The sequence below is a fragment of the Streptomyces sp. enrichment culture genome (assembly GCF_964273145.1).
Taxonomy (GTDB): domain Bacteria; phylum Actinomycetota; class Actinomycetes; order Streptomycetales; family Streptomycetaceae; genus Streptomyces.
The window spans coordinates 5,467,895-5,481,698 of sequence record NZ_OZ186873.1; the positions used below are offsets into that span (position 1 = coordinate 5,467,895).

Below are 13,804 nucleotides of genomic sequence, written 5' to 3' on the forward strand. Positions count from 1 at the left end.
TGCTCCGCGGGCCCGGACCGGACCCGCGGAGCACCCCCGGGCCGGCCGGTCAGCAGGGCTTGCGCCAGGCGTCCAGCTCCGGCTTCTTCAGCATCGACGACAGCCGCAGCTTCCGGGCCAGGGGGCAGAAGTCGGCGGTGGACCGCTCGTACTCCACGTGGAAGACCGCCTTGCCCGCCGCGACGAACGGTTCGAGCAGGGCGCACTCGCCGTACTGCGCGCACTCCTCGTTGACCGCGAAGTCGAAGTCGTCCAGCAGGTCCGGGATCTGGGGCAGGTCGTTCTTGAGGCCCACGGCCAGGCCGCGCTCGTGCGCGATCTCGGCGATCATGCGGTTGTAGCGGATCTGGTCGCGGGCCGTGAGGGGGAAGCCGGTGTCGTGGGCGTAGGCCTCGACCAGGTCCGGTTCCACCGCGTCGAACCCCTTGTCCCGGCACATGTCGAAGCGGCGCTCCATGACGGGGCGCAGCGCCCGCGTCCGGCGGATGTCCAGCCAGCGCTCGCCCCGCCAGCCGTTGGGCCCGCCCAGCACCGAACGGGGGAAGGCGTCCCGGTCGGGACGGAAGTCCTCCCAGGCGCCCACGTTGACGTAGCAGATCACCCTGCGCCCGTCCCGGTGCAGGCGGGCGACGTCCGAGGCGCTGCTCTCGAAGCCGTCGATGTCGTAGACGGGCACGTCGACGGACGGGTCGACCCTGCCGTCGAGCTGCCACTGCCAGGCCAGCCCGGGACGCGGCCGCCACCACGTGCCGCCGGCCCCGGCGTCCCCGCCGCCGGAGCACGCGGCGAGGGCCGTCACCAGGATCAGGGCGACCACCACGGCCACCGCGGGCCGCCTCACCGCTCCGCCTCGGCCAGCGCGGGGGTCAGCCGGGACCAGGGGTTGGGCGGTTCGCCCGTCACCGGCCCGCACACGGCCGCGCCCCGCTCGCGCGCGGTGCGCACGGCGAGCGGCACGAGCGGCTCGGGCACCCCGTAGACCAGGTGGCACAACCGTTCGGGCGGGTGCCGGGCGGTCCACGCGGGGCGGCTGAACGCCGACACGTACCGGGACCACGGACCCTCGAAGGTGACGGTCAGATCGGCGAGCCGCGCGTAACCGGGAGCGGGGTGGACCCCCGGGTTGAGGACGACGGGGGAGGCCCCGAGCCGGCGCACGGACCGCACCAGGCGGCGGCAGGCCGCCAGCCCGTCCCGCGCGGCGGTCACCCGGTCCAGGAAGCAGCCGTCCACGCCGTACCACTCCCGGTGCCTGCGCAGGTCGGCCACGGCCCCGGCCGGGTCCCGCGCGCCGTAGTCCGTGTCGACGTAACCGAGCAGCCGGGCCCCCGCCGAGCGCAGCGCCCCGGCGGCGGCGGCGAACGCCGGATCCGGGCTGTCGCCGGGCCCGCTGGCGGGGTTGAGCACGACGGCGTAGGTGCGCGCGGCACGGGTGATCAGCCGGTGCCACGCGGCGGGGTCCTCCGCCGGATGGACGTACAGCGGGATCAGCAGGCTCACCGCGCCGCCGCCCCTTCGGCGCCGCAGGGCCGCGCGCCCGCGGCCGCCCACAGCGCCGCCAGCGACGCCTCCAGGGAGCGCGAGGGCCGCCAGCCGAGGATGCCGCGGGCCGCGGTGATGTCCGAGCACTGCCACGAGACGTCGGCGGAGCGCGTGGAGCCGCCCGCGTCCTCCTCCACGATCCGGCCCCGGAACCCGGCCGCGTCCGCCAGCGTCCGCACCAGTTCCCGGACCGGGACCGCGCCGCCGCCGCCGACGTTGAGGACCGGCGGGAGCGGTCCCGGCGCGGTGACCGCCAGCGCCACCGCCTCCGCCACGTCGCGCACGTCCACGAAGTCGCGGTACGCGGACAGGTCCCCGAGCCGCAGCGTCGCCCGCGGACCGTGCCCGGCGTCCGCGAGCAGCGCGGCGACCCGGCCGGGCAGTCCCGTGGGCGGAGCCCCGGGACCCACCGGATTGCCCACCCTCAGCACCACCGCGTCCAGCCCCGACGCGGTCACCGCCACCGTGCCCGCCAGCTTGGTCGCGCCGTACGGGCCGGCCGGAGCGGTCGCCCCGGACTCGGTCACCGGACGGCCGGGCGTGCCGGGGCCGTACTCGGCGGCCGAGCCCAGGTGCACCAGGCGGGCCCGGGGAGCGGCCCGGCGCAGCGCCGCGCACAGCACGGCGGGCCCGCGGGCGTTCACCTCCGCCAGGGTGACGGCGTCGCCGCCGGTCGCGCCCGCGCAGTTGACGACGGCGTCGGGCGCGACGCGGGCCAGCGCGGCCGCGAGCTCCCGAGGGCGGTCGCAGGCGAGGTCGGCGGTGACGTCGGCGGCGGGGGAGCGGCCGCCGAGGAACAGCCGCGCGCCCGGCAGGGCCCGCAGCCGTTCGACGACATGGCCGCCCAGGTAACCGGTGGCGCCGAGGACGAGGATGTGCATGAAGCGTCAGGCTCCCTTGAGCAGAAGCGACTTGCGGCTGGTGAACTCCGCGTTGGCCCGGTCGTAGTCGTCGGGACGGCCGATGTCCAGCCAGTATCCGTCGAACTCGTAGGCGTGCGGCGGCCGCTGGGCGGCGAGCAGGTCGAGCACCAGCTCGTCGAAGCCCAGCGGCAGCCCGGGCGTGTAGCCGTCGAGGGTGGCGCGGGAGACGCCGTAGACGCCCATGGAGACCCGGTAGTCGATGCTGGGCTTCTCGGTGAAGGCGACGACCCGGCTCTGGTCGGTGGTCAGCACCCCGAAGTCGATGTGCACCTTGCGGGCGTAGGTCGCGATCGTCAGCGGCGCGCCCGACGCCTCGTGCCGGCGCAGCACATCGGCGTAGTCCAGGTCGGTGAGCACGTCGCCGTTCATCACGAGGAAGTTCTCCGGCAGGCGCTCGCGCAGGGTGAGCAACGGGCCCATGGTGCCCAGCGGGTTCTCCTCGGTGGCGTAGTCGATGTTCATGCCCCACTGGGAGCCGTCGCCGACATAGGCGCGGATGATCTCGCCGAGGTGGCCGATGGCGATGGTGCAGTGGGTGAAGCCGGCCGTGGACAGCTGCCGCAGCACGATCTCCAGGATGGCGTGCTGGTCGCCGATGGGCACCAGCGGCTTGGGCAGCGCGGTGGTGTACGGCCGCAGCCGGACGCCTTTTCCTCCGGCAAGGATGACTGCGTGCATGGCTTACCTCCAGCGGATGCGTGCCGGTCGGGTCAGATGTTGTAGATGCCGGTCTTGTAGCGGGCCAGGTTGGCCGGGTCGCCGAACCACTCCACGGTCCGCGCGAGCCCCTCCTCCAGCGTGTGGCCCGGTCGCCAGCCGGTCGCCGCGGTCAGCCGGCCGGCGTCGGCGACGAGCCGCATCACCTCGGAGTTGGCGGGCCGCAGACGCGCGGGGTCCTCGCGGACGTCGAGGGGCGCGTCCATCACCTTGCCGATCAGCGCGACCAGGTCGCCGACGGAGATCTCCCCGCCCGTCCCGGCGTTGAAGGTGCGGCCCACCACCCGCTCCGCCGGCGCCGTGCCCACCGCCAGGAACGCCTGCGCGGTGTCCGCCACGAAGGTGAAGTCCCGGGTGGGGCGCAGATCGCCGAGGGTGATGGTGCGCTGCCCGGCCGCCACCTGCCCGATGACGGTGGGGATCACCGCGCGCATCGACTGCCGCGGCCCGAAGGTGTTGAACGGCCGCAGCGTCACCACGGGCGTGTCGAAGCTGGCGTGGTAACTGTCGGCCAGCCGGTCGCCGCCGGCCTTCGAGGCGGCGTACGGCGACTGGGTGTTGATGGGGTGGTCCTCGGTGATCGGCACGGTCTGCGCGGTGCCGTACGTCTCGCTGGTGGAGGTGTGCACCAGGCGCGGGGTGCCCAGCGCGCGCACCGCCTCCAGCACGTTGAGCGTGCCGGTGACGTTGGTGTCCACGTAGCTGTGCGGGGCCTGGTAGGAGTACGGGATCGCGATGAGCGCGGCCAGGTGGTAGGCGCAGTCGGCGCCGTCGAGCAGACCGCGCACCGAGCCGGGGTCGCGGACGTCGCCGAGGACGATCTCCACCTGGTCCAGGACGTCGGCGGGCAGCGTCTCCAGCCAGCCGTAGGAGGAGAACGAGTTGTACTGGGCCATGGCCCGGACACGGTGGCCGGAGGCGACGAGCGCCTCGGTGAGATGGGAGCCGATGAACCCTTCGGCTCCGGTGACGGCGGCGAGCGGTGCGGAGGTCAACTCTCGGTTCCTTTCGTCGGGTGGTGCGGTGGGCGGGGACGGGCCCCGGTGAGCGGTGCCCGGGGCGGCCGCCCGGTGGTCAGGAGTGCGGGGAGGGCCTGCCGAGCAGGTGGATCGCGCAGGCCGCCAGGCAGACCGCGGCCGCCCCGCAGACCGACGGCAGCACGGCCGGGCCCGGCGGCAGCCCGAGCCGGGTGGCCGCCCCGGCAGCGGCGGCGGCCAGGAGGCAGAGCACGGCCGGCGGCCAGGCCGCCCCGAACGCCTGGAGCAGCAGGGCGGTCCACAGGGCGGCCGCCAGCAGCAGCAGCGCGGCCGGGTCCGAGGCGGTGAGCAGGGCCGGGGGGAGCAGCAGCAGGAGGTACCCCGACAGGCACAGTCCGAGGACCGCGGCCGAGCGGAGCAGGAACGCCCGGGGCGTCGCGCTGACGCGCAGCGCGGAGACCGACCAGCCGCGGTAGCGGTACAGCAGCCACTCGGCCGGACCCATGCTCACGGTCAGGGCGATCACCGCGTACGGGTCCCGCCGGCCCTCCAGCACGACGAGGACCGCCGCGGCCAGCCCGAACAGGCCGTAGGGGAGCGAGGAGAGCAGGCGCGGCCGGGGACCGTCGGACGCGGCCGGGGCGGCGAGGCCCGCCCGCAGGACGTGCCCGGCGGCGGTGAGCGTGGCCAGCAGCGCCAGCAGCACCAGCCCCGTCCGCAGCGGCGGGCCGGGATCCCACCACGGCAGCGCCGCGGCACCGGCGATCAGCGGGCTCAGCGCGGCCAGCAGCAGCCGCTCCCGGCCCAGGACCAGCAGCACCCCCGCCGCCGCGAGGTACAGCGACTGGGCCGCCGCCACCGCGGTGACGGGGCCGCCCCCGGCGGGCAGCGCGGCCAGGCCCGTCGCCGCCGCCGCGCCGAGCAGCGAACCGGTCAGCAGGGTGCGGGCCGCTTCCCGGCGCCCCGCCACCAGCCGCAGGTGCGCCCGGTGGCCCAGCGCCTGCCCCCACGCCCAGGAGACGACGCCCGCCGCGATCAGGACGGCGGCGTGCCGGTCGGCCCGCCACAAGGGGGCGGTGAGCAGATAGGCCAGGGCGGGCAGCGCGAACAGCACCCCGCGCAGCAGGCAGCGCACCGTGTCGGGCCGCCACGGATCGGCCGCGGGCGGCGGCTCGGGAAACGTCCGGGGCACCCGCGCGTACAGCGCGGACGCCAGCGAGAACAGGTTCGGATGGCCGTAGCGCTCCTTGATCACGGAGGCGGTCATGCCCTCCGACTCCAGCAGCGCGGCCACCTCGTACGGATGGACGGCGGGGCCGACGCGGTCGGCCAGTTCGGCGGCGAGCGCGCTGACGGCCTCCTCGTCGGGCCCCTGCCGGGGCAGCCGTATCGTGAGGGTGGTGTCGTCCAGGGCCCAGCGGGGCCGGCGGCGGGGCCGGGGCGGCCGGGCCAGCCGCAGCGCCAGCGTCTCCTGCTCGGCGCCGCCGGGTTCCAGGGACATCGGCCCGCTCATCCGGTCAGGCTCCTCGGGCCGGTGACCGCCGGGGCGGGCAGGACGATCCGGGCGGGCGTCTCCCGCGCCTCCGCGGCCAGTTCGTGGTAGATGGAGCGGAAGGTGTCGATGGTCTGGCGCAGGGTGAACTGCTCGATGACCCGCAGCCGGGCCGCCTCGCCCATGGCCCGGCGCCGGGCCGGGTCGCGCAGCAGCTCCAGTGCCGCGGCGGCCATCGCCTCCGGGTCGCGCGGCGGCACCACCAGACCCGTGTCGCCCACGGCCTCCCGTACTCCGCCCACGTCCGTGGAGACGGTGGCCCGCCCGCACGACATCGCCTCGATCAGCGTGAACGGGAAGCCCTCGCTGATGCTGGAGAGCATCACCACGTTCCCGGCGGCGTAGGCGTCCTTGATGTCGTCGACGCGCCCCTCGAACGTCACGGCGTCGCCGTGCCCCAGCTCGGCGGCGAGTGCCTCGCAGCGCTCCCGGTAGCCCTCCCCGCCCCGGGGCGTCCCGCCGAACAGCCGCAGCCGCACATCGGGCAGTTGGGCCCGGACGACGGCGAAGGCGCGGATGAGGGTCTCCAGGTCCTTGATCGGGTCGACCCGCCCGGCCCAGCTCAGGGTGAGGTCCTCCGGTTCGGGCCCGGCCGGGGGGAACGCGGCGGGGTCGACGCCGTTGTAGACGGTGCGGATCGACGCCGGGTCGGCCCCGCCCTGCTCCTCCCACAGCCGGTTGTAGCGGTTGCCGGGGGTGATGAGCGCCGCCCGGCGGTAGGTCTCCTCCGCCAGCAGCCGGAAGAAGCCCAGGACCACCGCCTTGACCGGCCAGCGGTACGGCGCGGTCCGGTAGCCGAGGTAGCGCTCGCGCAGGTAGACGCCGTGCTCGGTGAGCAGCAGCGGAACCCCGTGCCGTGCCAGCGCCGCCAGCCCCGGCAGTACGGCGACACCGCCGCTGACCGCGTGGGCCACGCCCTCCTCGGGCGGCGCCGCGGCCAGGGGGCGCAGGGCGTGTTCGAGCAGGGCGGTCGCGGTGAGCGCGTCGTGCAGCGTCGGCCCCGCCTCCCGCACCACCAGTCCCGGCCGCGTCCACACCCCGGTCAGGATCGTGATCGCCGTGTCGCCCCGCAGGAAGGGGCCGAGCAGGCCGTCCGCCGCCGCTTCGGCCAGTACGTACAGGGCGGGCGCGAAACCGTCCTCGGCGCGCGGGTCGACCAGTGCGGTCAGGAACCGTTCGTAGGCGTCGGCGAGGCGCCGGCGGGCACGGCCGCGGGGCGGGCGGCCGGGGGGAGCGGCGCCCCACATCGGCACGGACACGACGCGCGACACGTGTCCGGGCAGGTCCCACACGATCGGCTCGCGCCCGGTGCCGGTGACGGCGATGACGTCGAAGTCGAGGTCGGGCATGCCGGTGACGAGCTGGTCGCACCAGACGCTCACACCGCCGTGGCTGTGCGGGTAGGTGCCTTCGGTGAGCAGGGTGACGCGCGGTGCGCCGGAGCGCCGCGCGCCGTGGTGTATGTGCATCGTCGTGCTCCACGGCCGAGGTGTGGGGTGGTCGTGCGGGCCCCCGCCGCCGATGGGCGGCCGGGGCCCCGGTGCCGCACTCCGGTCAGCTCGCCGTGCCGGGGAGGACCGGCTCGGCCACGCCCCGGGGCACCCGGGTGACCGGGGCCGGGGCGGTGGCCGGTGTGGAGCCGTCCGCGCCGGTGGCCGTGGAGGTGGGCGCGGATGCGGACGCCGACAGGGTGAGGGTGAGCGGCGCGGTGCCCGGGTCGGTCCAGCCGGACCGCTCGCCGGCGTACGCCTCGCCGAAGGCCGTTCCGGCGCGCGTGGTGCCCTGCGGCATGGTCGCGGGGACCGCCACGCCGTCCGGGCCGTCGACGGTGACGGTGTCGCCGACGCGGTAGGCCGTGACCTGCCCGCTCCGCACGGCCGCCCGCCAGGCGGCACGCCGCTGGAGTTCCTTGCCGATTTCCTTCATCCGCAGGTTGACCACCGGGGTGTTCTGCGCGAACAGCGTGTCGTAGGTGTCGAGCACACCGTCCATGACCGGGTAGGCGATGCGCTCCTCGGCCAGGTTCGACTGGTGGATGAAGTGCGGCTTCGGGTCGTTGGCGAGGACGTGGCCGAGGGCGATCCGCTGCTCCAGGGGCACGATGTACCCGGTGTAGCCGGTGGCCGGGTCGAGCGGGGCGGGCAGGCAGGTGGTGGTGGCCGGGTTGTCCTCGCAGATGCCGCTGCCGCCCTGGGCGCGGCTGGTGTAGATCCAGTTGTACTCGTCGACCTGCTCGGCGGCCCGCGCCGCGTTGTAGAAGATGTTCATCGGGTAGCGGGGGACCGTGGTGGCGGGGCCGACCCGCCGTTGCTCCGGTTCGCGGGAGTTGTCCGAGGCCAGCCAGGTGACGCCGGCGTCGGCCAGGGCGAGCGCCAGGTTGGGGTTGTCGGTGGGCTGCTGGGGCAGTACCCGCAGTCCGGAGTGCTCACCGGTGACCAGCTCGTCGTTGTCCAGGGGGAGTCCGGCGAGCTGCCCCCAGAGACGGTTGTGGACGATCTCGTCGGCGACCTCGAAGCGGCTGACCCACTTGGTGTTTCCGTCGGCGTCGGTGGCGCACCGCCAGGGCACCACCGAGGTGTCCTGCTCGCAGCCGAGGAAGGCGTGCGTGTACGTGTGGTTGATCCAGCGGAACTCGTCGCGCCGGGCGAGGAGCCTGTCGGCCAGCGGGTCGGCGCCGTTGTTGTCCTCGCGGTGGTCGGCGCTGCCGGCGCCGTTGTAGGCGAAGTCCATGGTGAAGCCGCGCTCCCGCTGCCAGGCGACGGCGTGGTCGACGTCCGCGGGCGACATGCGGATCGGGTCCGGGGTGGCGTTCGGGTCCGTGCAGTCCACGTCGCCGGGCGTGCAGTTGAGGGCGGAGTTCCAGCGGTCGTCCGCCGCGAACACGTCGTCGACGTGGACGGCGAAGTAGTTGCGGGAGAGGCCCAGGTGCACGCCGCCGGTCATCCACCGCACGATGCCGCGGGCCAGCAGCCGGAACTGCTGCTGGTGCCGGTTGTAGACGAAGGTGACGACCAGTTCGCGCCGCCCGTCGTGCCGGTACTCGCCGACCAGGGAGCCCCGCTTCGTCGTGCCCGGGATCGGCGCCTGGACGTACGGGGTGAAGTCGGCGCCGGCCACCGGCGTGGACAGGTAGGCGTAGCTCTCGCCCACGCTGGGCGAGTTGTCCTCGAACGGCACCGGGCCGTCGAGGTAGCCGAACGGGCCCGCGCGGCCGGCGTCCGTCACCTCGGCCCGCACCCCGTCGACGCTGCCGGAGTAGCCGCCGTTGACCGGGTACTGGAGCCCGGCCTCGGGGCGGGCGTAGGTGTACGCGTCGACCTGCGGGATGCCGTAGGCCTTCTCGTAGGCCGCGAGCGCGGCCATCTCCGCGGAGTCCGCGGGGAACGGGTTGTCGTTGGGCAGGACGACGGCCTGGAATTTCGCGCGGTCCCGTCCGTCGGCGGTGTCCGCGAGGTAGTGGGCGTCGATCACCGGCCGGTCGGACCGGGTGAGGTCGATCTCGGTGTACGGCGTTCCGGCGGCGTCCAGCTCGGCCGCGATGGCCTCGGTGGACGGGCCGCCGTCGCTCACGATCAGCACCCGCAGGTCCACGCGGGGTGCCGGGGCGTCGGCGGATGCCGCCGTGGCCGGCACCCCGAGGGTGGCTATGAGTGCGCCCGCCGTGAGCAGGGCGGTGCGTATGGTCCGCTTCATGCGGTGATGTCCCCTCCCCCGGGCAGGGGTGAGCATCGCTCCGCAGAGCGGACGCACCCCCCTCGTGCGGCGCCGGCTTCCCCCTCAGAGGCCGGTCGTCGACACGTCCGTCGCGTCACATGGTGAGGTCTCTGTGGAAATTTTGTGGCTCCGCCGCGAAACCTGGCGAAAAACTGCAGGGGTACGACAGGGGGCGGTGCCGGGCCTACGCGGGGTCCGGCGACCCGTGGTACGGGCTGGTCCTGCTCCGTGCCGGGGAATCCGCGCAGGTGGGAGAAGATGCGTCACCGGCGGGCCGATGGCCCGCCGGTGGAGGGATCGTGCGCGGGGTCCGCGCCGAACCGGGAAGCGTTGGCCGGTTTCCGGCCAACGCCTCGTCCGGCTGTGCGTCAGGCGCAGAGAACGCGCGTCTCGGGGGTGTGGACCGGCCCGCCGCTGTAGTTCGTGCTGTCGCTGAACTCGGCGTAGAAGTACGAGTAGAAGCCGATGTTCCCGTTGCAGCCGGAGTCGGCGGCGATCTGCAGCGTCAGGGTCACCGTCCGGCTCTGGCCGGGCGGGATGGGGGCGTTGTAGTTGGTGCCGAGGTTGGAGGGGCCGGTGCCGGAGCAGGGGGTGCTGCCGTCGGCGGTGGCGAGGCTGCAGCCGGTGATCGCGTACTTCAGGTCGGGCCGCTGCGTGGTCAGCCAGGTGGGGTCGATCGTCTGGTAGACGAACCAGAGGTCGTAGGTCTTGTTGTTGGTCAGGGTCATCGTCAGGTTCACCGTGCCGCCCGGTGTGGTGGTGGCGGCGTCGGTGGTGAACTTCAGGTCGGCGGGGTTCGGTTCGGCCGCGCTCGCGGAGGGGGCCAGGCCGAACAGGGCGAGGGCGAGGGCGAGGACGGCGCTGAGGCCGAGGCGCCTCATCAAGGGTGATCGCATGGCCCGGGAGGCTAGACACGGGGTGAACGCGCCGTCTCCCCCCGCGCCGGCGTCCCTGGGCGACGACGGCCGAAAGTGGACGTCCCGGCAAACGCATGTGGAAGAAGTGTGCGGGCGGGGTGGAGGTCGCATAGGCGCATGGTGGAGTAGGTGTGGCGGGTGAGGCCGGGGGCGAGACCGGACCCGGCGCCCCGGGGGGACGGTGACGGCGGCATTGGCCGGTATTCGTCGCACCACCTTCCATCCACAGGGGCCGCGGCCGGGGACGGCCACGCGCCTTTGACCGGCGATCCGCCGTCCGGCAGCCCGCCGGACCGGCACCCGGAGCCCCGCGCCGAGCCGGGGCCGTGATCCTTCGCGATCGGCCGGAAGTCGCCGGTGGTCACTTCCTCCCCGTTGAAGTGACGGCCCGTCGCCGCTTCGATGACCCCTGCCGGGGCGTCCGCCACCGGCGTCGACGACAAGTGGGGGGTTGGGGAACCGTGCGTCACACCAGAGGGGCCAGAGCCCGCAGGGGCGGCCGCAGACGGCGGCTGAGCGGTATAGCGGGTGCGGCGGCGCTGACGGGCGTCGCCGCACTCGTCGCCGCGGCGGTGCCCGCGGGCGCCGCGACCGGAGCGGGGACGCCGCCGTCCGGCCCGGGGCAGGTGGTCCCCGGACCGGAGACCGAGACACCGGCCCTGGTCAGGGGCATCCGGGAGCAGGCCCCCGACGCGGGCAGCGCGGCGGGCGCGGCCCGCGCGTACCTGGAGGAGAAGGAGGAGCGGTACCGGATCGCGCACGCCGAACGCGACCTCGTGCCCGCCGGGACCACCGCTTCGGGGACCCGGGAGACCGTACGGCTCCAGCAGCGGCACAAGGGCGTGCCCGTCCTGGGCGGCCAGTACGTCGTCCGCATGGAGAACAAGGGCGGCGAGCGGATCGTCACCGGCACCTCCGGCAAGTACTTCACCGGGCTGACCACCGGTACGACGGCCGAGGTCGGGGAGGAACTCGCCGTCGAACGGGCCGTGAACCGGGTCCTCGACGACCTGGGCGCCGACAACTTCGCGACGGCGCCGCGCGAGGGCGAGGAGGAAGGATCCCCGCTGCGGGGAACCGCCCGCGGCCTCGTCGTCCTGCCCATGGGAACGGGTGTCCTCACCCAGCACGTCACCGTGCGCGGCACCGACCCCGCCGACGGCGAGCCCGTGCTGCAGGAGGTGTACGTCGACGCCCGCGCCGGCTACCCGGTCCTCGGTTACAGCGGCATCAAGACGTTCCGGACGCCGGGCCGGGCCGCGGGGGAACCCGCGCCGGAGGCGGCCGGGCAGCGCTCCACGGCCGCGCGGGAGACGGGCGGCGGCGTCCGGCTCGACGGCACGGCCGTGGACCTGGACGTCTCCCACGACGAGGAACGCGGCCTGTACGTGCTGCGGGACCGCACCCGGATACCGGACGACGGCTCCGGTGACCGCGCCCTGACGACCTGGGACGCCCGCGGCACGAACGTCGGCGACGTGAGCGGGCAGTGGCCCCAGGGCATCGGGGAGTTCGCCTCGCCCACCCCGGAGTTCGGCGGCGAGGCCACCGAAGCGGGCGCCGTCGACGCGCACTGGGCCGCCGCGCGGGTCTACGACCACTACCGCGACAAGCACGGCCGCGACAGCCTCGACGGCCGCGGCATGAGCATCGACTCCCTGGTGGGGGTCACCGAGTTCGGCCAGCCGTACGTCAACGCCTTCTGGGACGGGCGGAAGATGGTGTACGGCACCGGTGACGCGGAGTACCGGCCGCTGTCCGCGGCCCTGGACGTCGTCGGCCACGAGATGACGCACGGCGTGATCGAGCACTCGGCGAACCTCGTCTACGCGGGCCAGTCCGGTGCCCTCAACGAGGCCATCGCCGACTACTTCGGCAACGCCGTCGAGACGGACGTGCTGGGCATCCCGGTGACGGACCCCGACTCCGGCCTCCTCGGCGAGCGGCTCTGCCGCACGAAGACCCCCCGCGAGTGCGCCCTGCGCGACCTGAACGACGGGCGGACCACCACCAAGTCCTTCCTCGGCCTGGACTTCGCCAACGACAACGGCGGGGTCCACCTGAACTCCACCATCTTCGGCGGCGCGCTGTGGGACGCCCGCGAGGAACTGGGCGCGGACCTCGCCGACAAGATCGTCTACAAGGCGCTGACCGAGTACCTCACCCCCCTCGACGGCTTCACCGAGGGGCGGGCCGCCGTGCTCGCCGCCGCCCAGGACCTCGGGGTCGCCGGGGACGGGCTGAGGGCGCTGCGCCGCGCCTTCACCGCCCACGGCATCGTGCCCGGCTGGGAGCTGGCCCTCGGCGTCGACTCCGACCCGCTCCTGGACCGGATCAACACGACCGGTACGGGCCTGGGAGCGGGCGGCGGCTGGTGGGCGGCGTCGAAGTCGAACGAGGACGGCTCGGAACCGTACTCCGTGTGGGCCGGCCGCGCCGACGGCAAGGGGCAGCTCAAGCTGATGAGCCCCAACGACGGCCGCTACCACGTCAACCCCGCCACCGACGGCACGACGGTGGTGTGGCAGGCGTACAGCCCGGGCTCCGTGGAGGTCCTGGCCCGGCCGCTGGCGGGCGGCCCCGTGAAGAAGCTGTGGAGCGGCCGCAACGTGGGGAACGTGACGGACGTCGACGGCGACCTGGTCACGTTCAGCTACGCGAACGTCGGCGGGCGCTCGGGTGTGGCCTACCTGAGCCTGAAGGACCCGGCGGACGTCGTGACCGTCGGCGGGGGCACCTACCGCAGGGCGTACTCCCCTTCGGTCAGCGACGGCAAGGTCGCCTACCAGGAGTGGCAGAGGGTGGGGCTGGCGGTCCGCGCCGTGTACGAGTGGAGGATGCTCGTGGTCGACACCGCCACCGGTGAGACCACGGTGGTCCACGAGGCCCCGAGCACCCTGAGCCACGGCCCGACCGCCCTCGACGGCAGCCACGTCTTCTGGCTCGCCGAACGGGACGCGGACCAGAACGGGACGGCCCTCTTCCGCGCCCCGCTCGACGGTTCCGGCGTGGTGGAACTCGGCCCGGAGACGGGGTGGGGCACGCTGCAGCCCCGCGAACTGACCGCGTCCGAGGACAGCGTGACGGTCGCCGCCTACGACCCCGACGCCCCCCTCGGCAACGAGACGACCCCCAAGCTCCACCAGTTCGCGGCCGCCGGCACCCCCGGCGCGCAGGGCACCTACAAGGGCCGCGTCTCCTGCAACCGCGGCAGTCAGACCCACCCCGCGGCCGTCGACGGCAGCCGGGTGGTGTGGCTGGACGCGACGACGGGCACCACCGACGTGGTGACCCGCGCCCGGCCGACGGGCAGGTGCGGCTGATCCACCCCGGCGGGCGCGGGCGGCCTCCCGCCGGGTGACCCGCGCCCGCCCGGCGACCGGTGCCGCCGGCCCCGTCGCGTGCCTCCTCGGGCCCGGGCACTCAGGACCGGTGCCGGCCCGGCGGGGCACGCGCCGCGTG

10 protein-coding genes are annotated in these 13,804 nt (G+C 74.6%); 1 reads left to right on the forward strand and 9 read right to left on the reverse strand.

All coding sequences use genetic code 11. The features are described from left to right. Positions 1-49: 49 nt before the first annotated feature. The 9 genes from ACSU6Z_RS24335 to ACSU6Z_RS24375 all read right to left on the reverse strand — a co-directional run bounded on the left by ACSU6Z_RS24335 (position 50) and on the right by ACSU6Z_RS24375 (position 10,321). Entirely contained in the window at positions 50-841 is a 792-nt protein-coding gene (locus tag ACSU6Z_RS24335; RefSeq protein ID WP_437048718.1) for an endo alpha-1,4 polygalactosaminidase, read from the reverse strand. Beyond that, a complete protein-coding gene (locus tag ACSU6Z_RS24340; protein WP_437048720.1) occupies positions 838-1,500 on the reverse strand; it encodes a spherulation-specific family 4 protein in 663 nt (220 codons plus the stop codon). The genes ACSU6Z_RS24335 and ACSU6Z_RS24340 overlap by 4 nt, the downstream gene beginning before the upstream one ends. After that, entirely contained in the window at positions 1,497-2,423 is a 927-nt protein-coding gene (locus ACSU6Z_RS24345; protein WP_437048721.1) for an NAD-dependent epimerase/dehydratase family protein, read from the reverse strand. The genes ACSU6Z_RS24340 and ACSU6Z_RS24345 overlap by 4 nt, the downstream gene beginning before the upstream one ends. Before the next feature lie 6 nt (positions 2,424-2,429). Then, complete coding sequence (locus ACSU6Z_RS24350; RefSeq protein ID WP_437048723.1) at positions 2,430-3,143, reverse strand: nucleotidyltransferase family protein; 714 nt, start codon at positions 3,141-3,143, stop codon at positions 2,430-2,432. A gap of 32 nt (positions 3,144-3,175) precedes the next feature. Further along, complete coding sequence (locus ACSU6Z_RS24355; protein WP_437048724.1) at positions 3,176-4,177, reverse strand: GDP-mannose 4,6-dehydratase; 1,002 nt, start codon at positions 4,175-4,177, stop codon at positions 3,176-3,178. A gap of 79 nt (positions 4,178-4,256) precedes the next feature. Then, positions 4,257-5,672, reverse strand: coding sequence for a hypothetical protein (locus ACSU6Z_RS24360; protein WP_437048725.1), 1,416 nt, complete (start codon positions 5,670-5,672; stop codon positions 4,257-4,259). Further along, complete coding sequence (pelF, locus tag ACSU6Z_RS24365; protein ID WP_437048727.1) at positions 5,669-7,180, reverse strand: GT4 family glycosyltransferase PelF; 1,512 nt, start codon at positions 7,178-7,180, stop codon at positions 5,669-5,671. Before pelF ends, ACSU6Z_RS24360 begins: the two co-directional genes overlap by 4 nt. An 85-nt stretch (positions 7,181-7,265) precedes the next feature. Further along, a complete protein-coding gene (locus ACSU6Z_RS24370; protein ID WP_437048729.1) occupies positions 7,266-9,404 on the reverse strand; it encodes a hypothetical protein in 2,139 nt (712 codons plus the stop codon). A gap of 389 nt (positions 9,405-9,793) precedes the next feature. After that, positions 9,794-10,321 (reverse strand): hypothetical protein, encoded by a 528-nt coding sequence (locus ACSU6Z_RS24375; protein WP_437048730.1) that lies wholly within the window; start codon positions 10,319-10,321, stop codon positions 9,794-9,796. Between the two features lie 482 nt (positions 10,322-10,803). Here ACSU6Z_RS24375 and ACSU6Z_RS24380 point away from each other — a divergent pair, with 482 nt between their 5' ends. Further along, positions 10,804-13,665, forward strand: coding sequence for a M4 family metallopeptidase (locus ACSU6Z_RS24380; protein ID WP_437048732.1), 2,862 nt, complete (start codon positions 10,804-10,806; stop codon positions 13,663-13,665). Positions 13,666-13,804 lie beyond the last annotated feature (139 nt).

Coding starts and splice junctions, on each gene's coding strand:
- ACSU6Z_RS24350 (WP_437048723.1), bottom strand. CDS start 3,143: ATGCACGCAGTCATCCTTGCCGGAGGAAAAGGCGTCCGGCTGCGGCCG.
- ACSU6Z_RS24360 (WP_437048725.1), bottom strand. CDS start 5,672: ATGAGCGGGCCGATGTCCCTGGAACCCGGCGGCGCCGAGCAGGAGACG.
- ACSU6Z_RS24370 (WP_437048729.1), bottom strand. CDS start 9,404: ATGAAGCGGACCATACGCACCGCCCTGCTCACGGCGGGCGCACTCATA.
- ACSU6Z_RS24345 (WP_437048721.1), bottom strand. CDS start 2,423: ATGCACATCCTCGTCCTCGGCGCCACCGGTTACCTGGGCGGCCATGTC.
- pelF (WP_437048727.1), bottom strand. CDS start 7,180: ATGCACATACACCACGGCGCGCGGCGCTCCGGCGCACCGCGCGTCACC.
- ACSU6Z_RS24375 (WP_437048730.1), bottom strand. CDS start 10,321: ATGCGATCACCCTTGATGAGGCGCCTCGGCCTCAGCGCCGTCCTCGCC.